The following is a 12,314-nucleotide window of genomic DNA, read 5'->3' as shown; positions in this document are numbered from 1 at the left end:
CTAGGCGTCCTCCGAAACGGTTGCCGCGCCGGCCGCGCGTTCAGTGGCGCAGAATCCGTTCTCGCGGTGCGAGCCGTCGCAGAACGGTTTCGTGCTCGACCCGCCGCAGCGGCAAAGGGCGACGTTCTCGCCCGAAAGTTCGTACGTCGTTCCGTCGGCGTCGATCAACGTGAACGGACCGGTAATACGATAGGGGCCGCTCTCGCGAACCTTGATAACGACTTCTGACATGTCGCGCAAGGCGTTCGACGCCCCTGCGGCGCACTCCGGTAGTGCTTTCACGGAGCTACTTGGAGGACGCTAGAATGAAGCGAGCAGTCTCGGTCGTCGCGGCTCTGGTTTTCGCCGCGTTCGTCACGCCCATCGGCCGCACGCACGGTGCCGTCGCCGCCGCCGCAACGCCGACGCCGGCAGCGCTGCAATACGACGAGATCAATCGGATGGCACTTCCACCTGCAACCGCACCGCCGCCGGGAAGCTTCCCGGTCGACTATCAGGCGGTTTTATCTGCCGGCAGCGGTGGTGGAGACGACGAGGCCGGGATACCCGATGCGGCCCGCAAGATGATGCAGCGTATGAAGGTCGGACAGTTGAGCCGCTATGCCTATTATAAAGGTTGGATTCGCACCGACGATCCGGTAGCGCAAACCGCGGTCATAGAAAAGTGTCAGGAGCATCAGTACATCAATCTCGACCTCGCGAAGAAAACGTATACCGTAACGACGACCCAGCCGCCCTGTCCGTCGGCGATGCCCGCGATGAACGCAAACATGATGGGCGCCCCGGCGGAACAGCCCGGAACGGTTGACATGACGATGAGCGGCACCTCGAAGAATCTCGGCCCGCTGTCCATCGACGGTATCGCGACGATCGGCGCCGACAACAACATGACGATGACGATGGCCAACGCTACCGGATCGTGCCAGAACGGCAATATGAACATGGCGATGACGAAGTACGTCTCTCAAATCCACGTGCCTCGCCCGTTCTGCCCGCTGCCGCGAACGATGACCGCGGGCGGCATGGCGCAGCGCAGCGGCGGCTGCCAGCCGCACATGCACTTCACGGGCACGGGCAACGCGATGTCCGACGGCGATCGCCTGGTCATGTACTCGCTGATGAACACGAACATGGGCGCGCGCGGCTCGGCGGCCATCGTGATCGAACGCGGCAACGTCAAGTGGTTCAGCGGCGCGGATGCCGATGCGCTGTTTTCGATCCCGCCGGATTTTACGAAACAGTAACGCTTTAGTGTGAGGCGATGCCGTGGAGCGTCGCTTCCGCCAACGCGTGATTGCCGATACGCTGCACGAGCTGGGCTGCCGTTAGCGGCGTATCGGCCGTTATGCCCGCAACGTCGAGCGCGTAGAGCGTGAAGACGTAGTGATGCGCCGGTCCCGGCGGGGGACACGGGCCGTAATACGCCGCTTTTCCGGTCGAGGCCATTCCCGTTTTCGTGCCCGCGGGCAGCGCGTTGGGATCGAGCTGTCGCGTCTTGGCCGCAATGTCGTAGAGCACCCAGTGATCGAAGCCGCCCGGCACCCGGGCGTCCGGATCGCGAACGATTAACGCAAACGATTTCGTCTCAGGGGGCACGCCGCTCCACTGCAGTTCCGGAGTAAAGTTTCCGCCGCCGCAGTCGGTGGACATGTCGGTACGTGGAATCGTCCCGCCGGGAGTGAAGTCGCCGCTTTGGAGGGTCATCGTGACGGCGGCGAGGACGATGCCGGCAATCATCACGGCATCACCGCGTGCGCGTCGCGTCCTAAGAAGTCACGCATTTCGTCCTCGAATCTCCGGCTCGCGGCCGGCGCTAAAACGGTGCGGCGAAAACGCTCGGCTGCACTAGAATCAACGCGTCCGCCGGGAGCAAGAACGGCGTATAGGTCCGCGGCATACGTTTGGCTCCACGGCCGCAGCGCGAGTACCCCGGCGTCGCCGGCGACGAACTCGTCGCAGGCTGCTTGCGGATACGTTCCCGCATCGTAGAGCGGCGCAAACGTCGCCATAGCAATGCGCTGCCAAACGGCGCTCGTGTCGACGTGCGAACCGCTCGAGCTATACGCCAGATCGATCTGCGCGATCGCCGTCTGCTCGAGCATAACGCGCGCCGGCGGCCCGTCGGGCCGTGCGAAGCGCTCGAAGACGGCGGCGACGGTGTCCTGGCTTTCGGGCGAAACGCGTGCGAGCGATTCGTACGGCACCGCCGGCAACGCAAGCGCGATGGCGCGACCCATCAGGCGGTAGAAATCGACGAGCCGGTCCCCCGTAACGGTTCCGGGTTTGCCCGGCCAGCTTGCGACGATCGCGACGACACCCGGACGCGCGCCGCGCGGAGAAAGAATCGCATACGCGCCTTGCGCGGTTTGCTTGCCGGGCCGGCGCACGAGATCCACGTAGATCGTTCCGAGCAACCGCTGCGTCGACTCGTCATTGACGTCGTAACGTGCGACTCCGGCTGCCCAGACGTTTTCGGCGTTGCGCGTAAAGCGCAGACCGAACGCCGTGCCGACCGGATCGAGCGCGTCGTCGATCGTTCGCGCGGGCGGCACCGGCGCGTCGTCGTCGTGCGCGAGATCCCACGGCAAAACCCCGTCGGGCGGCCGTCCCGATGCGTATGCCGTTGCGGCCGAGGCAAGGAACTGCTGGGCTTGCGCGTAGCCGCCGAGCGCCGTCGACCTTAAGCGGTATTCCGCCCAACTCTCCACGCCCAGCGCGTGCGCCATTCGATCGCGCAGCGAGATCGCGCGCTCGAGTAACGGAACGTTCGCGTCGGCCGCGCGCCGGTAGTACGCCTTATAAAACGCTTCGCGCGCGTCGGCGTCGCGCTCGGTGCGCAGAAACTCGTAGGTGCCGTTATCGACTTCGATCGTGCGGCGCCCGGCGCGGATCGTCGTTCGATCGTGCGCGAGATTGCGCCAAAAGCTGTCCTGGACGCGTGCCAGGTCGTGAGCGTAGCCCGCGTACCGGTCATGGCGCGCCGCATCGGCGGCCGCACCACCGCGTTTGAGACGATCCACCCACATCAACGTCAACGCGCGATCGAACGCATCGTGCGGCGGATGGGCGGCGACGCGCGTCAACGCCGCGTAGAGCCGGCGGTTATCCCAGACGTCGATCATCGTCTGCCCGAACAGCAATCTGCAGTCGCGCGACGCACCGGCGAGAACGCCGTCTTGCGCGACGGCCCACATGAATCGCTCCGCCGACACGCGATCGCGAGCGTCGGCAACCGCATTCTCCAACGGGAGCACCGTATTGGAAAACGTGTAACCGCGATTTCGCGCAGCGACCGTATCGACGCTCGTCTTGAGCTGCGTGGCGGCGTTCGCGCAGGCGCCGGAAACCGATGCCGGGTCGCGGGGCCAGATCAGGGCGATGAGGAGTGCAAGGACGGGCGTCACGGGGCTCTCTCATTGGCGAGCGGAGTGGGTGTGACTTCCCAAGTTGCCCCATGGGAGCCATGTGGTATCATGGCGGGGCCATGATGGGGGTTGGGCTTCACGCGGCGTAACCCCGTGAACCCCGCCAGGTCCGGAAGGAAGCAACGGTAAGCGGGCCCTTACGGGTGCCGTGAACCACCTGGCCCTCGTCCTGGCTTCCAGCCTTTATGATGCCGAACACGACCATCTATGCGGCCCTAGCCGCTTTTTTGGGCGCCTTGGCGGCGCTCTTCATCTACCATATGGCGGCGGTCAGGCCGAGTTTGACCGCGCTTTCGCGCATGGCGGCGGAACACGAGGACCTCATCGGCGGGAGCGGCGGGGCGGCCTCGGAGCGGCTGAAAGGCCTTGAGAGCAGCCTAGCAGCGGGTCAAACGGCTATGGAGAGGGTGAGCGGCCGGCTCGACGAACTCGAAGGCCTGGCCGCGAGCGATGTCTCGTGCGTCGGGTTCGTTCGCTATAACGCGTTCGAAGACACGGGTTCGGATCTTTCGTACGCCTTAGCCCTACTCAATCGCGCCGGCGACGGCGTCGTCATCAGCAGTATCTATTCGCGGACCGACACTCGTACGTACGGGCAGTCCGTGAAATCGTTTAAACCCGCAGCCAACGCGTCGGAAGAAGAACTGCGAGCGATCGAGCTCGCTAGAACTTCCTCATCGAAGGCATGAAGATAAACGATCGCTTTTACGTGAAGATCGTCCCGCAGCGGGGCGACACGATTCACCGGTTCTGGGTGCGGCGGCGTCATATCGCAGCCGTCTGTTGTGCTTTGGCAATCGTCGTCCTGGGCTCGCTGGCGTTTGCGGGAGCCCAAGTGATACGCGCCCGGGCCCAGGTCGCCAACCTGCGCGGGCAGACCGATGCGCAGCAGAAGGCGCTGAGCGCGATCGACCAGCAGACCGATGCGCTTCGTAAAGAGCTGCAGCACGTTCAGCATCAGAATCAGGAGATTCGGCAGCTCATCGGCGCGCCGGCACCCACGCACTCGCCCTCGTCCGGCCTGCAGCGCACCTCGTGGGTCCGCCCCGGACCCGCGCTCGAGGACGTCGCCGCCAGCGTGAACGCGCTGCGCACCGCATCGTCGCAAACGGCGAGCGAATCGGATCGCATCAAGACGCTGGCGCTGCGCGTGCTCAACCTCGAACACATTCACGCGCTCCAGCGCGCGGCGATGATCGCCGCTATTCCCTCGATCGATCCGGTCGACGGCGCGGACGTGATCGGCTGCTTCTGCTACCGTTCCTATCCCGACTCGGAGTTTCACGAAGGCGTCGACTTGGGCGCCGATTATGGCGATAACGTTCGTGCGGCCGCCGCCGGGACCGTGGTTGCCAATGGCTACGACGGCGCCTACGGCATCAAGGTCGACATCGACCACGGCAACGGCTATCACACCTGGTACGCGCATTTGTCGCGCGCCGACGTCTCGGTCGGAGCGCATGTCTATAAAGGGCAGTCCATCGGCGCCGTCGGCGCGACCGGCTTTGCGACCGGCCCGCATTTGCACTACCAGCTGATGTACCAAGGGCAGCCGATCGACCCCACGCCGTTCCTGCACGGCGTGCCTTCGAATGTCTTAGCATCGCTGCCATAGAACGCGACTCGGCGTGAACGGATTGTTTTGCACCGGGGCGCAGGTCCTAATGTGGATCGTCAACCTCTACACGCTATTGCTGTTCGCGTATGCGATCCTATCGTGGATCCCGGACCTGCGCGGCCGCTGGACGTACTATCTTGCGGCGGTCATCGAACCCGTGCTCGTACCGATTCGCAGAATCATTCCGCCCATCGGCGGATTCGATATCGCCTTTCTCGTGCTGTTCGCGGTCTTGCAGTTCCTGATCCGGCCCGCGCTGGCGCACGCCGCGTTTAGTGCCTGCTATCCCGTTTTCTAGCAGCGACGACGTGACCGTGCGGCAAGACCCTCACAAGCTCGAGATCGCGAGCGGCGTTCGAAACTTCTGTATTATCGCCCACATCGATCACGGCAAGACGACCCTTTCGGACCGTCTGCTGGAGATTACGCGCACCATCGAGTCGCGCAACCTCGAGGAGCAGGCGCTCGACGCCATGGACCTCGAGCGCGAGCGCGGGATCACGATCCGCATGCACCCGGTAACGCTCAGCTATCGCGCGCGCGACGGCGAACGGTACCGGCTCAATCTGATCGACACGCCCGGTCACGTCGACTTTTCGTACGAGGTATCGCGCTCGCTGGCAGCCTGCGAAGGCGCGATTTTGATCATCGACGCCGCGCAAGGCATCGAAGCGCAGACGCTGGCCAACTATCATCTCGCGGTCGAGCACGGCCTCACGATTATTCCGGTCATCAATAAGATCGATCTGCCGGCCGCCGATCCCGAGCGCGTGATGGGTGAAGTCGAGGAGCTGCTCATCATGGAGAAGAGCGAATGCATCCTCGCGAGCGCCAAAAACGGCGTCGGGATCGAGGACATCCTCGAAGCGATCGTCACGCGCATTCCGCCGCCCAAGGGGCATCGCGATCATCTGCGTGCGCTCGTCTTCAACGCACAGTTCGATCCGTATCGCGGCGTCGTCAGCTACCTGCGCGTCGTCGACGGCGAGCTTACAGCCGGAACGCGCTTCATGTCGATGGCCCACCAGCGCATCTTCGAGTGCACCGAGGTGGGCGTGTTCGGACCGGAGATGCGCCCGACGGACAAGCTCGATCTCGGGAACGTCGGCTACGTGATTGGGAACATCAAGTCGCTCGGCGAGATCGACGTTGGCGACACCGTGACGTCGGCGAACAATCCGGCACACGTGCCGCTTGTGGGCTACCGCAAGGCCGTGCCCATGGTGTACTGCGGTCTCTACCCGAACGAAGGCGTGGAGTACGACGAGCTGCGCGACGCGCTCGAGAAACTCAAGCTCAACGACGCCGCGCTCGTGTACGAGCCTGAAACGTCGGTCGCGCTGGGCTTTGGATTCCGCTGCGGCTTCTTGGGCTTGCTGCACATGGAGATCGTTCAGGAGCGCCTCGAGCGAGATTATAACCTCGACCTCATCGCGACGTCGCCCTCGGTCGTCTTCCGGGTCACCAAGACCGACGGGAACGTCGAGATGATCGACAACCCTTCGAAACTGCCGGTCATGAACCTGATCCGTTCGATCGAAGAACCCTACGTCAAATCGACGATCATCGCGCCGCCGGATTACGTCGGCACGATCATGGACATCGCGCAGAGCCGCCGCGGAACACTCGCCAATATGGAATACCTCCACGACGGCCGCGTGATCATGACCTACGAGATGCCGCTCATCGAGGTCATCGTGGATTTTTTCGACATGCTGAAATCGCGCACGAAGGGCTACGCGTCGCTCGATTACGACGTCATCGGGTACCGCGAGGGTGACTTGGTCAAGCTCGAGATCGTGCTCAACGGCGAGCCGGTCGACGCGCTCTCGTTCATCGTGGCTCGCGACCGCGCCGCGACGCGCGGGCGGGCACTAGCGGAGAAGCTCAAGGAACTGATCCCGCGCCAAATGTTCGACGTTCCGATTCAGGCGGCAATCGGCGGAAAAATCGTCGCGCGCGAAACCGTCAACGCAATGCGCAAGAACGTGCTCGCCAAATGCTACGGCGGCGACATCACGCGCAAGCGAAAGCTGCTGGAGAAGCAGAAGGCCGGCAAGGAGCGCATGAAACGCGTCGGCAAAGTGGAGCTCCCGCAAGAAGCCTTTATGGCCGTCTTACGGTTGGAGTAGTTGCCCTGAAGACGTATGTGGCGTCGAAGAATGCCGGCAAGCTTCGCGAGCTGCGCGAGCTTTTTGCCGGGTCCCGATTGGATCTCGATACGTATGCCGACTACGCGGACGTTTCCGAAGACGCCACCAGCTACGTCGGCAACGCGATGCTTAAGGCACGCGCGCTCGACCGGCAAATCCGCAATGCCGGGATCGAAGCGGCCGTGCTCGCCGATGACAGCGGGCTCGAGGTCGACGCGCTCGAGGGACGGCCTGGCGTATTTTCCGCGCGGTACGCGGGCGTAGAAAGTCCGTGGACGCAGCGGCGCGGAGCACTGCTGGAGGAGATGCGTGACGTTCCCGAAGCCGGGCGAACCGCGCGGTTCGTGTGCGTCATGGCGCTGATCGCTCCCAACGGCAAGCCGAACGTTGCGCTCGGTACGGTCGAGGGCACGATAACGACGCGCGAAATCGGCGAAGGCGGCTTCGGTTACGACCCGATCTTTTTCTATCCGCCCCACAATCGCACGTTCGCCGAACTGACCCCCGAAGACAAGAACGCGGTGAGCCATCGGCGCCACGCGGCGGACGCGCTTTTGAGGTCGCTGCAATCGGATGACTGAGATACGCGTCGAGCTCGCCTCGGTCGACGACGTGCGCGCGATTCAAGCGCGCCGGCACGTCGACGAGCTGACGATGCGCCTTTCGCTCGTCTCCGCCGACGGCGGCACCGCATGGGTCGCTCGCGACGACGGCGAGGTCGTTGGTCTCGCGGCCTGCGACTCGATGGAAGAAGAGCGCTACTTGGGCGATGTCTACGTGACGCCGAGTTTCCGCGGGCACGGCATCGGCACGCGTTTGGTCGAGGCGGCGTTCGAGGACAGCGGGGAAGCGACGCGCGCAGTCGCGATCAACCTCGCCGATCCGTCGGGCGTCGCGCTCGCGCTGCAGTTCGGCTTACCCCATCACGACGTCATCCTCTCACTGTCGGGCGCTATTCCTAAGGAAGACGCGCTCGCCTCGATGGCGGCCGGCGATTACCGCTTCGAAGTGAGCGCGCTCGATCCGCTGGGACACTCGTTTGCACTCAACACGCTCGATCGCGAAACGCGCGGCGCCGTGCGTCCGGAGGCTCATCGCATCTGGAACTCCGCCGCGACGGGACAGTCGTTCTTCAATCAGGGGGAGCTCGTCGGTTACGCGTACGTCTGGCCCGACGGCCGCATCGGTCCGTGCGCCGTTGCGTCGGGTGCGTACGCGCGCCAGATCTTCGCGTTCTGCATGCTGACCCTACAGCGCGCCTACGGCGCCTCGTGGTGCACGCTGGTGGTACCGGCTTCGAACCTTCGCGTCACGCGGGCGGCGTTACGCGCCGGAATGCGAATTGACGAAACGTTCGCCGTCGCGCGCGACGCGCGCTCGGAACTCGATCGGTACGTCGGCTTTCACAAACTCGCGTTCTAAACTATTTTCTGCGACAGGGATTTTCAAAGTGCAATACTGGTGGCACACCGGTCTGCGACGATTGCTTAATGAAACAATGTCGCAGATGCAAGATGGAGCTACCCTTAGAATCTTTTCCTCCCCGCCGCGGTCATCCGCATGCGGGAAGTTACTGCCACGCCTGCGGCCGACTCTACTGTCGCGAGTATTATGACCGAAATGTGGCGACTATTCTTGGGAGGACAAAACGAAACTTCGCGTATTACCGCCGAAGGAACCGCGCCGTCGTAGCTCGCTATCTCATGAGCCACCCGTGCGTCGATTGCGGTGAAAATGATCCCCGCGTCTTGGAGTTCGACCACGTTCGTGGCAAGAAGGTAAACAACATCAGTGACCTCGTTAGAGGAGCGGGGTCGCTACGAAGGTTAGAAGCGGAGATCGCGAAATGCGACGTCCGTTGCGCGAACTGCCATAGAAGGCGTACGATAGCGCAGTTCGGCTGGTTTAGGTCGATCGGGGCGTAGCTCAGCTTGGTTAGAGCGCCCGCTTTGGGAGCGGGAGGTCCGCACGTTCGAATCGTGTCGCCCCGACCACTTGCGGGGGCATGGTATCCTAGCGGGGGTACCTCGCCCCCGAAATCTTGCGCCCGTGGTCTAACAGGATAAGGCACGAGTCTTCTAAACTCGAAGATGGGGGTTCGAGTCCCTCCGGGCGCGAAAATCCGGCGCCCAAAAGCAGCGCGGTGACTGTAGCTCAGTTGGTTAGAGCGTTCGGCTGTGACCCGAAAGGCCGCGGGTTCAAGTCCCGTCAGTCACCCCACTCAACCTCATTCCTTACCTAGTCCTAAAGATGTAGTGCCTGAGAGAGGCGCGAAGATTGGTCGATGGTCCGCCGGGCTGCCACGCTTCGGGCTTTGACGCAGTGGTCGGGTATTATCGTCACTGTCGTTTCGGCTGTGCTTCTCGGCGTCGTCTTCTGGCAGATTTCGCGGCTCGACGCGCTTGGCGGCCTAAGCCCCACCGCGCTCGATAAGGACCGTCTCGCACTGCGATCGGCTGCAGACCTTACGGCAACGTGGGACGCGATCTCCGACTTTCGCTATTCGTTGGTACTCGGCGATACGCCGATGCGCACGAACGCGCTGCGCAGCGTCATCGACGCGCGGATGCGCGCGATCGACGTGCTTTTCGGAAAGACCGGCCCAGCGGCCGAGTTCGATCCCAACGGTGACTGGGCGGCTTCACAGCGCGCTTGGGACGACCTTCGCAAGGCGCCGCCGGGAGCGAGCGCGGTACAACTCTTTAGCCGATTGTCGCGCCACATCGACGCGCTGATTTACGATCTCGACAACGGCAGCGGACTCAACTACGACAATCAGCAGACGCAGAACGTCGCGCAAATCGTCTTTAGCCTTGCCCCCGAAGGTGCCGACTTTCTGCGGAGTTCGGTCGTTCGGGCCATCCTCGCCGTACGCAACGGCGGGATGACCTTGCGCGAGCGTTTGGCTTTTTCGAACGCCATTGGAACGGTTCAGGGCGACTACGATCTGTCCGGAAACGATATCCCTGGTGTCGTGAAGATGTTCAAGACGCTCGTGCCGGCGCAGGCGAAGCAGTTCGACGCGATCCCGCCGCTCGTCAAGCGATACGAAGCGGCCGGAAGAGACGTCTACAAGCTCCTTTCGAGCCAGGTGCTCTACAAGGATCGCCCCACCGTCGATCCAAACGGCATCGAGGCCGCAGCCGCGCCCGCACTAGCGGCGTCGCGCGAACTCCTGTACCAGCTCTCACGCGGCATGGACGCGATGGTGAGCGAACGCGCCCGCATCTATAACGAGAAGCGCACCTACTTTTACATCGCGCTGCTCCTTGGCGCGCTGCTCGTCGTCGGGCTCATGCTGCTCATCGCGCAAGTCGTCGCGTTCCGCAGCAGCCAGGCTCTGGCGCGCGCACAGCAAGAATCCGAACGGCTCGCCGTCGAGCTCGCTCGCCAGAAGGCCGAGGAAGCGTTACGCTTGACCGAAGCGCAGTTCCGCGCGGTCTTCGAGGGCGCCGCGCTCGGTATCGCGGTGCTCGACCGCGGCGGGCACGTCGTCGACGCGAACGGAGTCTTTCGCGCGCTGTTCGGCGACAGCGTGGCCGCGGCGCTCGACGGACACGAACAGGAACTCGCCGAGCTGCTCGCCGGCGAGCGCGAGACGTTCGAATACGAGCAGCATCTCCGAACGGCCCTCGGACAAGAGGTTTGGACCGACGCGACGATCTCGGTCGTACACGAACACGACGGCAAACCGCTCTTTGCGATTTGCATGTTTCGCGACAAGACGGCGCTCAAACACAGCGAGCGCCGCATTCTGCACGACAAGACGCACGACTCGCTCACCGGATTGCCCAACCGCTGGCTTTTCGAGGAACAGCTCCGGCGGCGGTTCGAGGAAGCCACCGCGCTGCTCGACTCGTTCTTTGCCGTCCTGTTCATCGATCTCGAGCACTTCCGCGACATTAACGAAAGCCTCGGGCACGGTGCCGGCGACAGCGTCCTCACGCAAGTGGCGCAGCGCCTCCGCTCGTCGGTCGACGCGCGCGACGTGGTCGCGCGGCTCGGAAGCGACGAGTTCGCGATTCTGCTGCAGTCGCTCGGCGACATCTTGCACGTCGAATCGGTGGCGCGCCGGATCCTCAACAATCTTTCTAAGATGATCAACATCAACGGCAGGTCGATCTACCTCGGCGGAAGCGTCGGCATCGCCATCGGCTCGGCGAGTTACGAACACGCCGAAGACGTGATGCGCGACGCCGAGATCGCCATGCAGCACGCGAAGATCGGCGGCGGGACGCGCTACGCGCTGTTCGACTCCAAGATGCACGACCGGGCGCAGAAGCGGCTGCAGCTCACCAGCGATATCCGCCAGGCGCTGGAACGCAGCGAATTCCGTCTGCTGTATCAGCCGATCGTCAGCATCGTCGACGGCACGCCGGTCGGCTGCGAAGCGTTGCTGCGCTGGGATCACCCCAGCGAAGGCGTCATGGGCCCGATGGAGTTCATGCCCATTGCCGAGACGACGGGCCTGGCTACTCCGATCGGACGGTTCGTCGTCAACACCGCCTGCGAGCAGCTCTCGCAATGGCGGCGCAATCGTAACGGCCGCATGGACTTCACCATGCACGTCAACGTGTCGGCCGCCGAGTTGGTCGATACGGATTTCGAGCGCGCGCTCGTGCAAGCCATCGAGCATCACGGCCTGTCGCCCGAAGATCTCACGGTCGAGATCACCGAAAGCGTCGTACTCGACAGCGGAACCCGCGCCAACGTGATGCTCGAGCGCATTCGCGATCGCGGCTTCAAGATATGCATCGACGATTTCGGCACGGGCTACTCGTCGCTGCGCTATCTGCAGCAGTTCAAAGTCGATGCGATCAAGATCGACCGCGGATTCGTCTCGGGCAACGATGGCGAGCTCGCGAGCGAACCGATCGTACGCACGCTGATGACTTTAGCGGAGGCGTTCGACGTAAAAGTCGTCGCCGAAGGCGTCGAAACGGTGCGTCAGCGCGAGATCTTGCGCAATGCCGGCTGCCGCCTCGCGCAAGGTTTCTTGTACGCGCGTCCGATCTCGGCCGCCGAGATGGTTACGCTGTATCCCGAAGTCCTGGGTCGCGCACCGCGGACTGCATCGGCTTGACGAACCGCGCTATACTTTCTTGGGCAGGAAAAGCG

At 63.4% G+C, this 12,314-nt stretch carries 11 protein-coding genes, 3 tRNA genes and 1 other RNA gene; 12 read left to right on the top strand and 3 right to left on the bottom strand.

Annotated features, from left to right (window positions below):
• A complete protein-coding gene (locus tag VGG89_03645) occupies positions 1-231 on the bottom strand; it encodes a CDGSH iron-sulfur domain-containing protein (GenBank protein ID HEY1975615.1) in 231 nt (76 codons plus the stop codon).
• A 74-nt stretch (positions 232-305) separates the two neighbouring features.
• Here VGG89_03645 and VGG89_03640 point away from each other — a divergent pair, with 74 nt between their 5' ends.
• Positions 306-1,244 (top strand): hypothetical protein, encoded by a 939-nt coding sequence (locus VGG89_03640; protein ID HEY1975614.1) that lies wholly within the window; start codon positions 306-308, stop codon positions 1,242-1,244.
• Positions 1,245-1,248: 4 nt separating this feature from the next.
• Here the strand turns inward: VGG89_03640 and VGG89_03635 are convergent, their stop codons facing one another.
• Together VGG89_03635 and VGG89_03630 are read right to left on the bottom strand one after the other, a co-directional pair.
• Entirely contained in the window at positions 1,249-1,737 is a 489-nt protein-coding gene (locus VGG89_03635) for a YbhB/YbcL family Raf kinase inhibitor-like protein (GenBank protein ID HEY1975613.1), read from the bottom strand.
• Complete coding sequence (locus VGG89_03630) at positions 1,737-3,404, bottom strand: M3 family metallopeptidase (protein HEY1975612.1); 1,668 nt, start codon at positions 3,402-3,404, stop codon at positions 1,737-1,739. The genes VGG89_03635 and VGG89_03630 overlap by 1 nt, the downstream gene beginning before the upstream one ends.
• 88 nt (positions 3,405-3,492) lie before the next feature.
• Between VGG89_03630 and ffs the strand changes: the two genes are divergently transcribed.
• The 11 genes from ffs to VGG89_03575 all read left to right on the top strand — a co-directional run bounded on the left by ffs (position 3,493) and on the right by VGG89_03575 (position 12,279).
• Positions 3,493-3,591: signal recognition particle sRNA small type (gene ffs, locus VGG89_03625), an RNA gene on the top strand.
• A gap of 19 nt (positions 3,592-3,610) precedes the next feature.
• The gene (locus VGG89_03620; protein HEY1975611.1) at positions 3,611-4,114 is read left to right on the top strand and encodes a DUF4446 family protein; all 504 of its coding nucleotides are present in this window, start codon (positions 3,611-3,613) and stop codon (positions 4,112-4,114) included.
• Positions 4,111-5,040, top strand: coding sequence for a M23 family metallopeptidase (locus VGG89_03615; GenBank protein ID HEY1975610.1), 930 nt, complete (start codon positions 4,111-4,113; stop codon positions 5,038-5,040). The genes VGG89_03620 and VGG89_03615 overlap by 4 nt, the downstream gene beginning before the upstream one ends.
• 13 nt (positions 5,041-5,053) lie before the next feature.
• Complete coding sequence (locus tag VGG89_03610; protein HEY1975609.1) at positions 5,054-5,341, top strand: YggT family protein; 288 nt, start codon at positions 5,054-5,056, stop codon at positions 5,339-5,341.
• A 10-nt stretch (positions 5,342-5,351) separates the two neighbouring features.
• A complete protein-coding gene (gene lepA, locus VGG89_03605) occupies positions 5,352-7,175 on the top strand; it encodes a translation elongation factor 4 (GenBank protein ID HEY1975608.1) in 1,824 nt (607 codons plus the stop codon).
• Positions 7,176-7,192: 17 nt separating this feature from the next.
• Positions 7,193-7,777, top strand: a complete 585-nt coding sequence (gene rdgB, locus VGG89_03600) for an RdgB/HAM1 family non-canonical purine NTP pyrophosphatase (protein ID HEY1975607.1) — start codon at positions 7,193-7,195, stop codon at positions 7,775-7,777.
• On the top strand, positions 7,770-8,618 hold the full coding sequence (locus VGG89_03595; GenBank protein HEY1975606.1) for a GNAT family N-acetyltransferase: 849 nt from the start codon (positions 7,770-7,772) through the stop codon (positions 8,616-8,618). Before rdgB ends, VGG89_03595 begins: the two co-directional genes overlap by 8 nt.
• A gap of 493 nt (positions 8,619-9,111) precedes the next feature.
• Positions 9,112-9,190 (top strand) — tRNA-Pro (locus VGG89_03590).
• Between the two features lie 49 nt (positions 9,191-9,239).
• Positions 9,240-9,313 (top strand) — tRNA-Arg (locus tag VGG89_03585).
• A 26-nt stretch (positions 9,314-9,339) separates the two neighbouring features.
• Positions 9,340-9,416, top strand: a tRNA-His gene (locus VGG89_03580).
• Between the two features lie 64 nt (positions 9,417-9,480).
• A complete protein-coding gene (locus VGG89_03575; GenBank protein ID HEY1975605.1) occupies positions 9,481-12,279 on the top strand; it encodes an EAL domain-containing protein in 2,799 nt (932 codons plus the stop codon).
• Positions 12,280-12,314 lie beyond the last annotated feature (35 nt).

It is taken from the genome of Candidatus Baltobacteraceae bacterium, assembly GCA_036488875.1.
GTDB lineage: Bacteria > Vulcanimicrobiota > Vulcanimicrobiia > Vulcanimicrobiales > Vulcanimicrobiaceae > JAFAHZ01.
The sequence above is the reverse complement of the archived record's forward strand: the minus strand, read 5'-3'. Positions and strand labels throughout refer to the sequence as shown.